The following is a 15,115-nucleotide window of genomic DNA, read 5'->3' on the forward strand; positions in this document are numbered from 1 at the left end:
TTGGGTAAACTTCCTAGGGCGGTAATTGCGGATGCAGGTTACGGCAGTGAAGAAAACTACGCCTATCTGGAAAAGGAAGAGATTCAGGCGGTCGTGAAATACGGCAGCTACCACAAAGAAAAGAGTAAAGCTTGGAAAGAGAATATCGGAAAGGTGGAGAACTGGACGTACAGTGAAACCAGGGATACATGGACGTGCCTAGCTGGGGAAACGTTGCATTTCCGCAAAGAGAGCAAGGAGACACTACAAAGCGGATATGAAATTCACAAACGTCATTACCGAAGCCAAAGCTGCGAAGGTTGTCCGCTGAAGGAACGCTGCACCAAGGCAGCAGGAAATCGGGAAGTGGTTGTCAGTCTGGAGAGGCTGCGGTACCAGAAGCAGGCTCGGGACATCCTGCGAAGCGAGGAAGGTTATGCCCTGGCCGTACGCCGAATGACGGAACCGGAAAGCGTATTTGGACAACTGAAGAATAACCGGGGCTTCCGGCGCTTTCTGCTTCGCGGCATGGAAAAAGTGACGCTTGAGGTCGGTTGGCTTTCGCTTGCCCATAATATGCTGAAGCAAGCCACGGTGGACCAAAAACGCAAGGTCGCGATTCTCCAATAACAGGAGAATCGCGGCCTTGCTGTCTTTTTACTGCCTCTTGAATACATATGGGCTGTTTCTTTTTTTGAAAATCTACTTATGAGACAGCCCCCTTGCATGATGCAACGATGATGTTTGGATTCATTCGGGTCAGTTCTTGTTCAACAAGTCTGTAACGATGATAGGCAATCGTGCAGTTATTCGTTACCAAAACTGTTGACGGATCTACATTTGCAGCCAGATTTATGATCTCACTACTTTTCCCAGCACCAGTGTAATGCTCTGGGCCAAAAAGCTTAATGCCAGAGCCGGAGACAAAAATAGAAAGTTGGAGGCGACAAGCAGCATCGCAGCCAGTTTCATGTAAGGATAATATTTGGAGGGAATTGTTGACTGCTGACTAATGCCGACTGGAGCTATAAAAAAGATGATAAGGACAGCTGCCATTGTTGCCGTAATGGTCCACCACTGTCCCACCGCAAACAGCGAAATGCCTGTAAAAAGAATGGTGGATACTACTACGCATTGCAGATTGGATTTCAGATGCATGCCTCCGGTCAACTGGCGAAGAAGTGCGAACGAGATCAGAATAGTGGCTATCTCTCCAGTCCGTCCGGTATGCAGAGATATACCCAGTGTCGCTGCAACAATAAAAAACAGATTGAGCATCATGGAAATGGCAAATGTAAAAACTTCAACAGATGATGGATGATCCGGTACAGAGCGTTTTAGCGATCCAGCTATTCTTGCAGCAAGCATTTCAATCATTCATTTTCTCCTTTCTAATGGAGTAGTACAATCTCATTATTGTTACATGAGGTTAGAACACAGCAGCTAAAAAGGCAAAATAAACCCTGTCAAATCCGTTCGTCATTTGCAAACTATCTTTTCCCATTATATTGAATCTTCTTCCAGCGGTATAGTTGATATCTGTTAATTAATAGGGAGATGTAGAAACAGAAGAAGCCTCCCATAGAACCGAACGGCTCATGAAAGGCTTCTTATCCTGCTACTTGCAATATCCATTCAAGGCAAGCCAAGAGGCGCATGCCTCTGTCCAACCTCGGGTATGAGACTCATCGTCAGCCAGGCCAAGTCCATGCTCGCCATGTGCGTATACATGAAGATCAAACGGAATATGATGGCGGCTTAACGCAGCGGCGAATTGCAGGCTGTTCTCCACCGGCACAGCCCCATCATCCGAGGTATGCCACAGAAAGGCAGGCGGTGTTGCTGCCGTTACCTGAAGCTCACTGCTGAGCCGTTCAGCCAGCTCCGGATCCGGATTACTTCCCAGCTGATTTTCTTTTGAGCCTTGGTGGGTCACACCTTCTGCCATGGATATTACCGGATAACAGAGGATTAGCAGATCCGGGCGGCTGGACTGGCGCTCCAGAGGCTCTGAAGCAGCTTCATCCCCGGCATCGAATAGAACACCAGCAGCAGAAGCTAAATGTCCGCCTGCCGAAAATCCCAGGATACCTAATCTGCCGGGATCAATTCCAAACTCATCTGCACGGTAACGGATCGTGCGGAGCGCACGCTGAGCATCATGCAGTGCATGGGGATAACCATAAGGCGCTACCCGGTAACGCAGCACAAAGGCTGATATTCCCAGGGTGTTCAGCCATTCTGCAACCGGTCCGCCTTCATGATCCGCCCGCATGGCGTAGGCGCCGCCCGGACAGACGATCACAGCGGCATTCTCTTTACCCTCCACCAGATAAGGTGTAATTCCCGGACAATCCTCATCACTTGTTCCCAGTGCTCCGGGTGCCCCCTCCGGCCATAACAATAATGTTTCCATCTTCATCCCTCAAGCTTTCTTTCAATAGGATAGATTCATTCAGGAAATCGCTTTCTTTCCCTTCAACAAGTCTATCAAGGTCTTACAGTTCATGCAATCCTGTCACGATGAAATCAGCAGATTCAGCAAATTCGGGATGATCCGGGCCTTACCGAAGCTTCAATAGGAAGCCGTCCAGTTCATCATGTCATCATTCCCCCGCCTAGCGGAAGCTTCGTTCCTGTAGCATCTACTATGATTTGCTGTCCATAAACCATGATGTTTGCTCTTCCACCGCGTAGTGCCGTGAAGCATATATGATTTCTGTCCACTTCAATTCCCAGCAGCACACCCGCATACTTTACCCGGAAGTGATAAGAGGTCCAGCGCTTCGGTAAGGTTGGCCGGAAAGAAAGATACTCCCCGTCCGACCGCATGCCACCAAAACCATACACAATATTCATCCAGGCCGCGGCAATGGAAGTGGTGTGCAGACCTTCCCGTGTATTCCGGTTATAATTGTCCAGATCCAGCCGGGTTGCGAACTCAAAGAAATGAAAAGCTTCCTCATATTTGCCGATCTCGGTGGCCAGAATGGAGTGGATCGAAGGTGATAGCGAGGATTCATGGATGCATCTCGGCTCATAATATTCGTAATTGGCCAGCTTGGCTTCCCGGGAGAACTCCCCACTATATAAGAACATAAACATCAGCACATCTGGCTGCTTAATCATGTCATAGCGGTACAACCGGTCATAGGACCAGTTCGAATACAGCGGAAAATCGGTTACCGGAATCGAATGAATATCGATGTGCGGCATATCAAAATACCCGTCATGCTCCTCATACACTCCCGTGACTTGGTCATGAGGTATCCTCATATGTCCGGCCTTGTTTCCCCAATCGGCTAATTCCTCCGGTATGAGTCCCGTTTTCTTCAATAGTGCAGTATAGGCGTCCGGCACCAGTGTCTCCATTTCGGCAATCGTCTCCAGCGTAAACTCGAATAATTTCTTCGCCATGAGATTAATGTAGCAGTTATTATTTACCATCAGCTGGAATTCATCAGGCCCCATCACGCCAAAATAGCCATATTCCCCGCTGCGCTGCCCCCACTGTCCGCGCGTAGCATAGAAACGGCTGATCTGAATCAGCATTTCAGCGCCTTTACTGTACAAAAATCCCCTGTCACTTGTATTCTTCACATAATGCCAAATACCGTAGGAAACAGCCGTACCAACATGAAGCTGGAGGTTGGAATGCTGCCACAGGTCGCAGCTTTCCGTCCCATTGATCGTGGCAATCGGATAACAGGCCCCTTCACAATCGACCTCCCGCGCGCGGTCCATTGCTTCCGGAAGTGTTTTGTAGCGGAATTCCAGCAGGCTTTTGGCCGCCTTAGGGTTGTTGAATATATAGAACGGTAGGCAGTACGACTCCGTATCCCAGAAAGCCAGCCCCCGGTAGGCTTCGCCTGTCAGCCCTTTGGCTCCGATATTATAACCGGGATGTTCGCCATGATACGTCTGATACAGCTGAAAAATACAGAAGCGGATCCCCTGCTGGTTCTCCGGATCACCTTCAATCAGGATGTCACTGGTCTCCCATATTTCAGTCCAGTAAGCGGATTGAGCAGTAAATATCTCTGCTTCATTTAGTTCCGAGGCACCAGCTGCCAGCCTGAGCCCTTCGCGCCAGAGTTCGTCTTCCTTACGGGAAGCATCAATATCTATACAATGGACAGCAAGCTTCGTATAAGAAGCCATTCCCCCTTGTGTTAATTGCAGCTTAAACGCCTGCCCGATATAGCGGTCACGTTCTACCTTTTCAGTGTGCAGTTCTTGGGAAGAGTGCAGGACAAAGCCGGAAAACAGCTTATTGCCCGTGTTCAAGGTACTGGCCATAATTGCACTCACATTACCTTCTACTCCGCTGCGCAGACTTCTCCACATACTCTGACCGCGTTCCTCATGGATGATGCCAAAATCAAGCCCGGTACAAATCTCCACATCACCCGAGAAATTCAGCGGCTCAAACCTAACCTGCTGGAGGCCCAGATGAGCATGCGTCATACTAACCAATCTGATAAACGTAAGCCGCAATCTCTTGCCGCTGTCCAGCAGCCAGATCAACTCCCGGCGATAAGTACCTGTGCGAAAATCCAGCCTGCGGCTGTAGTCCGTAATTTTGCTGCGGGCCAGATCCAGCTGTTCACCATCTACCATAAGGCGCGTATGCAGCCAGTCCACCGCATTAACCATATAGCGCAACGAACGGATCATTCCCTTGTAATGGATACCAATCTCCTGCTGCTCATGCAGGCCGCTGAAATAACTGCCCAGCAGGGAATCCCCGCTATAGCCCTCCTCGGCGTAACCGCGTACCCCCATATACTCGTTCCCTACCGAAAAAATCGACTCCGAGGTCCGGTTCCGCTGCGGGTCGAAGCCTTCCTCGATGACGGCCCATGGGTCGACCTTCAGATATTTGTCTGCTACCTTTGCCATTGTTTGAATTCTCCTTCTCCGGGTTGTGTCCACCAGTTCCGTGAAGAAACCGCCAGACCCTCACATCCAGCGTAGCTCTGAGGGGAAGAAAGGCCAATGTCAGCCGATAACAGAGTTATGTGCATTATTACGGAGTTGAAAAGAACCTGCAGATTGCGTTATGATCAGAAAAGCTGAAAAAATCAAGCTTTATCACAAAGCAAAATAGCAGGTTCTCCCATTATCTGTGTATTATAGGCGACGACTGCTACAATATAGAGCGTATTTAAGACTTCAATCCCTTGTTCAGACTAAAATCATATTAAATCTCACACCTTTGAAGTGAAAATTATCACAATGTTAAAAATTCGACACTTTTTCACGAAAATTTTCACCCATAAAGAGGAATTTCAATGTATAATTAATTTAAAATTTACTGAAAAACTGAGGGAATAAAGGGGATGTCGATTATGATAAAGGAACATTATAATGTTATCGAAGCCCACGGCAATACAAACTGTTTCTCCGAACAGAACTTTAACCGGCTTCTGGTTACAATGAAAGAGCGTATGGTACCTGAGGGCTCTCATTTGTTCTGGGAAGGCGACTTCTCGGATAAATTGTTTTATATCAAACGTGGACGTGTGAAACTAACCAAATCAACTGACGAAGGCAAAGAACTCATTCTGTATATGTATCAGGCCGGCGATATGGTAGGTCAGGCAGACCCCTTCTTCAGCACCAAGCACAGCTTCACCGCCGAAGTGATTGAAGAAAGTGAAGTTGGCGTTATCGAGCAGAAGGATCTGGAGATTCTGATCTGCCAGCATTGTGATTTTGCCATCGACTTTATGAAATGGATGGGTATCCATCACCGTCTCACACAGACGAAATTCCGTGATCTGATGATGTACGGCAAGCCTGGTGCTCTCTGCTCCACGCTGATTCGACTGGGCAATACTTACGGCGAGAAGACCGGGGACAGCATTCTGATTAATAAAAAAATTACGCATACGGATCTCTCCAACATGATCGGCGCAACCCGTGAGAGCGTCAACCGGATGCTGAGCGATCTGCGTAAAAAAGATGCTGTGGAATATGAGAATGGCATGATCGTCATCAAGGATCTTACGATGCTTCAAGACATCTGCCACTGTGAATTATGTCCTAACGAAATTTGCCGCATTTAATTTCCTAATACTAATACCCTCTATTCACCTCAATGAAACATATATGACCCGGAAATGCAGCATCAATTAATAGAGTGGTCAAAGGCGCCTTGTCCGGCGTCTTTTTTTCATGTTGAAGGTAGATTTTTCACTTCCCAGTCATCAAAAAATCCAACCTCCGTTGGCAAACAGCCTTCTCTCACCCATGCAGCCGCCGCTACCGTCACTGGCGAAGCCGAATTCAGTGTAATTGCCGGCAACTCCACCCACTCCGTTCCCAGCGAATCCTGTTCAGCAAACTCCTTAATCCCTGAAGCTACTGCATCACTGGCAATTCCCACGGTATAGAGAGCGGCTATATGGTGCATGTGGGTATAGGTATCCTCCTGATAGCGGACAAACCAATCCAACGTCCCCAGATTGTGTTCCACCGTCACTGTAAGCCCAGTCTCCTCCATAAACTCCCTTACCAATCCTCCCAGCAGGGACTCATTCTCCTCCAGTCTGCCCCCAGGCAAATCAAACCTTCCGGTATAAGGGCCTCTTCCTTTACGTATGACCAGCAGTTTCCCGTCATTCACACAAATTCCGTATACCCCAAAATGATTATTTCATCACGGATTCACTCCCAGGTTCTTTTCAATTTCACAGCTTAACATAAGACTGCACCCGGCATCAGTGATCTATCTACTTCTTGCGTATCACGATAAACGTATTGTTTCTTTAAGGTATCAACATTCCCTGAGCAAAAAAAAGCGTCATACCCAAGCTTCTTAAAGAACAAGAGAATGCCCTTAGGCGTAATTGTTCCATCATATAACTTTCTAGGGTAATCTTTATAGAGCTTGTTGCCATCCGACTCCATCCCAAAATGTCTCATGATGTATGCGCTTGAAAATGCAGCGCATTCATAATTATGCTGAATGTCCATCCTATTCGAGGATTGGATAACATACGAATTCGGAATCGCATTGGTTGAACTGAAGTCCTTACTCGGGAGAACAAAATAATATAAAACTAAGCCAGCCAGGCATATACCTATTGCTATTAGCGAAATAAGAATAAACCCCATTGTATTCCTCCTATAAATTTCTATCTTTGATTTATTCGTAAAGTTAAGCGTATATTCCTTCAAGGATTAGCGTATTCTGCCCATTTGCAACAAGGCAACCGTACAAAGGTGGTTTGGCACCTCCTTTGGTTGGACTTTCACCATATAAATAATGCGTGCCTCTGGGCACGCATTATGCAAAAAAGCCCTGCAGTCAATTGACCACAGGGCTCTGCAAGGACTAGCTGACTTGCTTTTTCGTCTTATTGATAACACCAGTCCGTGCTGCCCGCACCGGGGAGATCATCCAGTACGCCATGCCAACAAACACGCCACCGCCGATAATATTGCCTAAGGTGACCGGAATCATGTTGTGCAGCCATCCGGCTATAGTAACCGTCTCAGGATGGTTTGGCAGCAGCACCGCTACGCTTAGCAGCGTCATATTCGCTACACTGTGCTCATAGCCGCTCGCGATGAAGGCGAACAGACACCACCAGATCAGCACCAGCTTGGCAGTCTCGCTTTTGGCGCGGGAGGACATCCACAGTGCCAGGCAGACCAGCCAGTTACAGAGAATACCGCGGAAGAACAGCTCAGAGAACGGCAGGCTCATTTTTTTGGCGGCTGCGGTAAAAATCAGATGTTCTGCCGGAGCCGCTGTAAACAATCCTGTGCCCCGGATCAGCAATGCCAGAACCACTGCACCGGCAACATTTCCGATAAATACGAGGACCCAATTCTTCGCTGTATCCCATACGCTGGTTCTTCCCGCAAGTGTACTTACGGTAAAAAACATATTGTTCCCGGTGAACAGCTCCGAGCCGGCGAAGACTACCAGCGTCAGGGCAATCCCGAAGGACATCCCCATAATCAGCGGCTGAAAAGGAGATTTAACCGCCGCCAGTGGCGCCCCGAGTGAAAAGATCAGAATAATACCAATACCTACATAGGCTCCGGCCAGCAGTGCGGCAAGAAAGTATTTCGGCAGACTTTCATTCATCTTGTCACGTTTGGCCACTGCTGTCTCCACGATGTTCTCTACACTTTGCGTAAACACACGTCCACCCCGCCATTCTCCTTTAAAATTGTTTATTCATCCAGACTTTCTACAGGCTGACCTTTACCATACCGCCGTCCAGTATAACCGGATAGACCTTTACCTTCCCGTGGTCCGGGGACTGAACTTCGCCGCTGCGCAGATCGATTTTCCAGTCGTACAGCGGATCGTACAGATAGTAGCCGGAGACGATCCCCTCAGCCAGCGGACCGCCTTTGGGATGCGGACTGCGATTCTCCAGGGCATAGACGGCCCCATCCGAGGTACGGAAAATGGCTAGTTCAGTCTCACCGGTGGTGACAACCCGGCCAATCTGCAGCAGGAATTCTTCCACCGTGCCTACAGCATATTCTTGTGTAGTGGTTTGCATTGAGCTCTCTCCTCTCATAGTCGGTATAGGTTAGACTTTTGCCTGCTCAAACAGTGCGGTACGTGTCTCTTGGTCATCCAGCATTTTTTTCCATGGATCAGAAACCTGTGCCAGGGCAAAATCAATCCGTGCAGCAAGCTCCTTGCGTTGCTCATCGTTCTCCAGAATCACCTGCTGAATCTGCTCAAGTCCCATGCGTTCCACCCACTCGGAGGTCCGTTCCAGGTAGTTCCCTGTTTCACGGTAATACTGCATAACTGCGGAGCAGACCTCAATCAGTTCTTCATCGGTTTTCACCTTGCAGAAGGCATCCGCGATCCGCGGCTTGATCCCGCCGTTACCGCCAATGAAAATCTCCCAGCCGCCGTCATTGCCGACGATGCCAATATCTTTTGTGCAGGATTCCGCACAGTTGCGCGGGCAGCCGTTAACTGCCATTTTGAACTTGGCCGGAAAATCAAGCCGCTCGTATTTGCGTTCAAGCAGCGCTCCCATACCCATGGAGTCCTGTGTGCCAAAACGGCAGAACTGCGAGCCTACACAGGTCTTCACAGTGCGCAGTGATTTCGCGTAGGCATAGCCGGATGGCATATCCAGCTCCTCCCACACCTTAGGCACATCTTCTTTCCGGATACCGATCAGGTCCAGACGCTGCCCGCCGGTCACCTTTACAACCTTAACATCATATTTCAAGGAGACGTCGGCGATCCGTTTCAAATCCTCCGGTGTCGTGACTCCGCCATACATACGAGGTACAACCGTAAAAGTACCATCCTTCTGAATATTCGCACTCATCCGTTCGTTGACGAAGCGCGACTCCTTCTCATCCTCATGAGTGTCCGGATAGATCATACCGAGATAATAGTTCACCGCCGGACGACATTTGGAGCAGCCCTCAGCTTGTTTCCAGTCCAGGACATTCATGACCTCTTTGGTCGTTTTCAGGCCTTTGGAGGTAATTTCCGCTACGATCTCATCTCTGCTTAGAGTGGTGCAGCTGCAGATCCCCTGCTTGGCGCTCTGCTGGAAGCTGTCCCCAAGGACAAATTGCAGGATCTGCTCCACGACCGGCTTACAGCCGCCGCAAGAACGGGTAGCTCCAGTACAGGCCTTGATCTCATCTACGGTGGTGAAGCCATTCTCCGTAACGGCATCAACAATGGCTTTCTTGGTCACACCGTTGCAGCCGCAGACAATTTCTTCATCGGCCATCGTTTCCACCGACAAGCTCTTTTTCGCTCCGCCGCCGCAGCAACCCGTGCCCATAACCTCGCTATAAATCTCCTCCGTCATTTCCGCACCCTGCTTCACCAGCTTCTGCAGACTGGCCGATTCCGTGACATCGCCGAAGAGAACTGCCCCGACAATAATATTATTATTAAGCAGAATCTTCTTGTAGGTCCGCTTCCATTCATCTTTGGCTGAGATGACGGTGTGTTCTGAGGTTTCTGTGAACTCACCGGCAGAGAAGACATCTACTCCAGAGATTTTTAGCTTGGTGGCTACAACCGAACCTTCATAAGGCTGAGTCGGCACGTTGCACAAATGTTTCGCAAGCACCATTCCTTGCTCGAACAACGGTGCAACCAGACCATAACAAGTTCCTCTGTGTTCTGTACATTCACCTACGGAATATACATCCGGCATCGAGGTTTGCAGATAGTCATCGACAACAATCCCGCGGTTTACGGTAATGCCGCTTTCTCTGGCGAGCTGTGTATTTGGCTTAATTCCCACAGCCATCACTACAAAATCAGCCGCCAGCTCCGATCCGTCACTGAAGCGAAGTCCGTTCACACGTTCATCCCCGGTCAGCTCAACGGTCTGCTTGCCCATGGCAAACTTCACGCCCTGGCGGGCCAGTTCTGCCTGAAGCATGGAGGAAGCTGTATGATCCAGCTGGCGCTCCATCAGATCTTTCAGCAGATGCACAACCGTAACGTCCATGCCGAGATTCACAAGTCCTTTGGCCGCTTCCAGTCCCAGGAGTCCGCCCCCGATAACTGCTGCCGTGCGGTACTGCTTGGCTGCTGCAAGCATGGCATCACAATCTGCGATATCACGGAAGCCAACTACCCCCTCCTTGTCGCTTCCCGGTACTGGCAGAATGAACGAGTTCGAGCCTGTAGCAATGATCGCTTTGTCATAGGCAACCGACAGCCCATTATCTGTGATGATCTGCCGAGATGCTTCATCAATACGGATAACTGTGGTTCCTGTATGCAAAGTAATATGATGATCCGCATACCACTGGCGGTCATTGAGGATAATGTCTTCGATTGTTTTGCTGCCTTCCAGAACGTAGGACAGCATAATGCGATTGTAATTGGGATGCGGCTCACTTCCGAACACAGTAATATCATAAGCGCCGCCAAGCTTCAAAATCTGCTCAATTGTGCCTACTCCTGCCATTCCGTTACCTATGAGTACTAGCTTTTCTCTCTCCACTGTCACTGTCATGACCCTCCTTCATGCGTCTGAACTTCAACACAACATGATCTGATAGTGAAATTATACTGTTAAAATTTAAAGCGGATTTGTGATTGCAGTCACACCAATTGTGAAGCATTTCACATAATTTTAATTATGCTTCCTTAACGCTTTTTGGGCACAAAAAAACGCCATATTCCTTTGACGTAAGCCTAAGGAATATAGCGAAATGGTATTTCATTTAGAGCAGCACAAGCACAACCTCCAGAGTATCCTGTGGTCTAAGCTTCATATCGATCCCGGTGTCCAGCAGTTGCTTGCCGTTGACCTTCAGCATCCATGCCTCATTACTGAGAGGCTTGTAATCCATAATACTGATTATTGTCTTATTATCCTCGGAGAGTTGCACCATTCCGCTGGTCTTCAATACACCCCGTACGGACAGGTCCTCGGTATACGGCAGCACGTAAGAATGCGTCATTTGCGGCTGCTCACTACCCCCGTTAACAGTGAAAATGACCGGCTGCAGCTCTGCCCCGCTTGCTGCTGGTACGGCTGCAGCCACGATGCTGTCCCCGCGGTCAACGCGGCTGTTCCAATCCGTATTTTTTTTGCCGTTCAATTGAATCTCCCAACTCCACTCGGGACTCAAAGATACTTTGTTGACTGCCAGGATCTTGTACCCCTCATCCGCAAACGTGGCTACGCCACTGTTCTTGAGCAGCTCGATGAGCGTCAACCCATCTGTATAGGCTTCACTTAGCTGCCTGCCTGCGCTTCCAGCCAGCTCGCTGTCACCGACCCGAACCGAAAAACCTGGTCCGGCATTTCCAGTCCCGGCATTGTTCCCATTTGTTGGAGTGCCAAGAACCGATGAGCAGCCGCTCAAGGTTGCAATTATCATTATTCCCAGCAAAATACGCCATACCCACTTCGCGGACATTCCCGGCACCGCCTTCTCCCGTCTGATTCTAGCCTTCTGCTGCTGTTCAGACATGTCTTGATTATGTATGTAGTCTTTTTAAGAATAACGTAAATGGATAGCGTTCTCAAATACTCCTTATTCCAGCACAAAAAAAGTCCCCGAAGGGACTTATGAAATGTTAATTTTCTATTGGTAGCGCAGGAAAAAAATGTTATTCTCCAGATGGACATGCTCAAAGGTCATGCCCTCCAGCTCTTCAAGACGGGCATACGTCAAACGGTAAGTGGTGCAGGCATGCTCCGGCGGGGTGAAATCCCCTGTAACTCTCCGCAGCTCGCGTAAAATATCTCCTGCCCCGTCATGCTCCTTCTCCAGCGTACTTAGCAGTCCGCGCAGCTCAGCCAACCCTTCTGCGCTTGGATTTTTATCATAAGCCAGCATTTTGGGGAATTCACTTTCTTCTTCCTTGGCCGTGTGCTCCAGCAATTCCTCACGCAGCGTATGGAACAAGCGGTACACCTCAGCCAAGTGCGGAGAATCCTCTCCATGGACGCGGAAGACCTTTGTTACATTCTGGGCGATGAGCGGCAGCTCCTCGCGCAAATAGTTGTGATGCTTGTTGATAATGTAATCAACCAGCTCTTCTGACGATGCTTCGTTCCAGGCCGTATCTTCTTCCAGCACCGGATGGTCGGCATACAGCTTGTTCAGATCCTGAAGTACTGCCTCTGTATCAAGCCCTTTTTCGGCTACCGCCTCTGCCAAAGGCTTCGCGCCTCCGCAGCAAAAGTCAATCCGCTGTGCCTTGAAGTAATCTGCTGCTTTGGGGAATTGAAGGACGATATCTCTTACCATTGCTTCACCGGTGAATTGAGCGGATGTATCCGTCATTGTATTGTTCAATTGTTTGGCCGTCATGCTGGGCCCTCCCTTGGGTTGTTGTTGGTCTAGGTTTCTTTTACCTCTATACCTTAACGCCAGCAGGGAAGATGGTTTGTGATTGTACGCACTGAATATAAAAAATTTTAATGAACTTGTGGGGGAGTGGGGGGCTTGCATAGCAGTCGAGTTTACGGACATCTACTGGGATAAGGGATGGCAGGCATTACCTGCACATTGCATATCAACTGACCTTCGTTCCAAAGGCAAGAAAGCATACACTAAGAATCTAGTGCGTTATTGCTACGGTCAGACCCTTATACATCGTACGCAAATAAGTTGAATGAGTTGTGTATCATTGAAATCAACTTTATCCTGATATTGCATATGAAACAATTCACGATTCTTCCCTGCATCGTGATCTTCGAACCTCTTATAGCTCGGATAGTGGTAACTGAGTTTCATGTGTAATTTGTTTAAGCTTAGTTTAAGCAAGATCAATGCCTTAATCAAGCCATTCCTCCTCGTCACCAATTGACCAATCGTCCAGTATACGTCCTGCGGGTTTACGCCAGGAAATATACTCAGTTTGTTCAACAGGATTCGACACTGGGTAACTCCATTGAATCTCAAATCATCAGCCACCACAACTAATCTCGAGCTATTTCCCTTGGATCTTTATAGCACCAATCACTCACGTACGGCATGTTAGTAATATTATCTAAGTCCTCTAGAGTATAAAACCATTCTTCCTCTACCCATATTTTTGCTGTCGGATAGATCTTAAGTATGGCGTGGGAAAATCGTAATAATAGATCTTCATTATCATCAAAATCGTCAGATACTACTGCTTTAAAATATTCATTTTTAGTATCATCCCATTTAAAACTAACTAATTGATATTCATACGGTTCATCATACACACTAAAACTAAGAGTTCTTGAATAATTCTCCCTAAATGGCAAGTCACTTATATATACTCGCGTGTATTTTAGTGTCCCTTCACTATCGTAAGTTTCTTCATCGCTATCAAAGAAAAGATTCTCCTCTATACAAATTTTATTAATGTCCCTCAATAAATCATTTGCTGGAGTACTTTCTCCACGTTTAAATAATAAAAAGGATGACATCCCCATTACTTCAAAACTCCTCCTAACTCTTCGAGCGAATTTACAACTTTTACACCCTTACTATTAAGTTCTTGAATCATTTTAGCTGTTTGAGGATTTGAGATATCAATAATCTCATCAATATACAATACAATCTCTTTACCCTCAAAATTAAAAAATTGAGAATTACTTGGATTAACATACTTATCGATTTGATCCATTTTAACAGCAGACATTGACTTCTTAATCTCTATAATTTGATTGTGTGTCATGACATCAATATCTCCTGCTGGTTTACCAGTAGATATATTGTCTAGTTTTAAACCGAACCCTGTTACTCCTACCTTTTGCTGAACGTAATTTCCAACTTTACCCTCAATAGCTTTACCAATATTGCTATTACTCATTGCACTTTCGATTGCATTTGGAATATTCTTAGGGTTTTGTTCAACCCACTTTATTTTACTACCGTACGGATTATCAAATTCAACTTCTACGCCTTTATTCGTTTTCGTTTTTATTGGATCATTGAATTTACCCATCCCCTCAATACGGGTTTCCTCTATCTCCTTTGCTTTAGCTTCGATTTCCGCTTTGGTTTTTCCTGCTCCCTCAATCTTTTCCACCTTGATATCCGGCAGCTTCCCTCGCACAAATCTCATCGTACTGGCAGCCACTTTACTTCCTGCTGTAATCATTAGATCTCCCGCACCAGCAATAACGGTATTGATTCCCACAGCCGCTATTCGCTCACCCAGGCTTTGCTTTCCATCATCCCTGAAATCATTGAACGCGTCCATCGCTTCACCCACGGTCCCGCTAACCGCTCCAGCTACCATCGATCTTAATAACGTTGGCGAAAATCTACCCGCCGCTCCCCCGGTTTTTATTGCATTTAAATACTTTACAGGCAGACCTATACTGACCACCGTTCCCAGAAACTGCCCGGCCTTTTTCCCGTAAGGATTATCCGTCGGGTCAACATAGCCTGCCGGTTTCGGTCCCATGGTCCAATCCGTAATTGTCCCTGCCATCCCATACGATGCCGTATCGATTGCATTCACCAGGATATTACTTCCACCTTCTAGAATATTGGCAAGCGTCTGGTTTCCAACACCACTTCGCAGCAGACGGTTTTTATCTGCCACTTCCTTCTCTTGCTTTTCGTAATACGCTTTGGTCTCTGCATAGATCCGGTCCTGCTCCTCTGTCGACAGGGTAGACCAATACGTCTCTTTCAGCCGTTTCATTACCTCAGGGTT

The 15,115-nt window shown here is 47.7% G+C and carries 12 protein-coding genes and 2 pseudogenes; 2 read left to right on the top strand and 12 right to left on the bottom strand.

Features of this window, described 5'->3' with window-relative positions; all coding sequences use genetic code 11:
• On the top strand, window positions 1–609 hold a 609-nt coding region (locus A3844_RS28765; protein WP_143192186.1), incomplete at its 5' end, for a transposase.
• Between the two features lie 222 nt (window positions 610–831).
• Here the strand turns inward: A3844_RS28765 and A3844_RS28770 are convergent.
• The 3 genes from A3844_RS28770 to A3844_RS28780 form a co-directional block, all read right to left on the bottom strand.
• Window positions 832–1,356: an accessory gene regulator ArgB-like protein gene (locus A3844_RS28770; RefSeq protein WP_074109258.1), complete on the bottom strand. Its 525-nt coding sequence runs from the start codon at window positions 1,354–1,356 to the stop codon at window positions 832–834.
• 241 nt (window positions 1,357–1,597) lie between these two features.
• Entirely contained in the window at window positions 1,598–2,395 is a 798-nt protein-coding gene (locus tag A3844_RS28775; RefSeq protein ID WP_074085409.1) for an alpha/beta hydrolase, read from the bottom strand.
• Window positions 2,396–2,577: 182 nt separating this feature from the next.
• Window positions 2,578–4,881, bottom strand: a complete 2,304-nt coding sequence (locus A3844_RS28780; RefSeq protein ID WP_074109259.1) for a glycoside hydrolase family 65 protein — start codon at window positions 4,879–4,881, stop codon at window positions 2,578–2,580.
• Window positions 4,882–5,330: 449 nt separating this feature from the next.
• Between A3844_RS28780 and A3844_RS28785 the strand changes: the two genes are divergently transcribed.
• Window positions 5,331–6,050 (top strand): Crp/Fnr family transcriptional regulator, encoded by a 720-nt coding sequence (locus tag A3844_RS28785; RefSeq protein ID WP_371915990.1) that lies wholly within the window; start codon window positions 5,331–5,333, stop codon window positions 6,048–6,050.
• A gap of 107 nt (window positions 6,051–6,157) precedes the next feature.
• Here A3844_RS28785 and A3844_RS28790 read toward each other — a convergent pair.
• The 9 genes and pseudogenes from A3844_RS28790 to A3844_RS32095 all read right to left on the bottom strand — a co-directional run.
• Window positions 6,158–6,619, bottom strand: a pseudogene (locus A3844_RS28790) (NUDIX hydrolase); the annotation flags it as partial.
• 62 nt (window positions 6,620–6,681) lie between these two features.
• The gene (locus A3844_RS28795; protein WP_074085329.1) at window positions 6,682–7,101 is read right to left on the bottom strand and encodes a hypothetical protein; all 420 of its coding nucleotides are present in this window, start codon (window positions 7,099–7,101) and stop codon (window positions 6,682–6,684) included.
• A 220-nt stretch (window positions 7,102–7,321) separates the two neighbouring features.
• The gene (locus A3844_RS28800) at window positions 7,322–8,140 is read right to left on the bottom strand and encodes a formate/nitrite transporter family protein (protein ID WP_074085330.1); all 819 of its coding nucleotides are present in this window, start codon (window positions 8,138–8,140) and stop codon (window positions 7,322–7,324) included.
• A gap of 49 nt (window positions 8,141–8,189) precedes the next feature.
• Window positions 8,190–8,510, bottom strand: a complete 321-nt coding sequence (gene nirD / locus A3844_RS28805) for a nitrite reductase small subunit NirD (RefSeq protein WP_074101060.1) — start codon at window positions 8,508–8,510, stop codon at window positions 8,190–8,192.
• 30 nt (window positions 8,511–8,540) lie between these two features.
• Window positions 8,541–10,970 (bottom strand): nitrite reductase large subunit NirB, encoded by a 2,430-nt coding sequence (gene nirB, locus A3844_RS28810; RefSeq protein ID WP_074109261.1) that lies wholly within the window; start codon window positions 10,968–10,970, stop codon window positions 8,541–8,543.
• Between the two features lie 211 nt (window positions 10,971–11,181).
• On the bottom strand, window positions 11,182–11,883 hold the full coding sequence (locus tag A3844_RS28815; protein ID WP_074109262.1) for a hypothetical protein: 702 nt from the start codon (window positions 11,881–11,883) through the stop codon (window positions 11,182–11,184).
• Between the two features lie 168 nt (window positions 11,884–12,051).
• Window positions 12,052–12,783 (bottom strand): iron-sulfur cluster repair di-iron protein, encoded by a 732-nt coding sequence (ric, locus tag A3844_RS28820; protein WP_143192189.1) that lies wholly within the window; start codon window positions 12,781–12,783, stop codon window positions 12,052–12,054.
• A gap of 611 nt (window positions 12,784–13,394) precedes the next feature.
• Entirely contained in the window at window positions 13,395–13,880 is a 486-nt protein-coding gene (locus tag A3844_RS28830; protein ID WP_074109264.1) for a hypothetical protein, read from the bottom strand.
• Window positions 13,880–15,115: pseudogene (locus tag A3844_RS32095) on the bottom strand (hypothetical protein); the annotation flags it as partial. The pseudogene A3844_RS32095 and the gene A3844_RS28830, both read right to left, overlap by 1 nt.

Origin of the sequence: Paenibacillus helianthi, assembly GCF_001909055.1 — a bacterium.
GTDB classification, from domain to species: Bacteria; Bacillota; Bacilli; order Paenibacillales; family Paenibacillaceae; genus Paenibacillus_AQ; species Paenibacillus_AQ helianthi.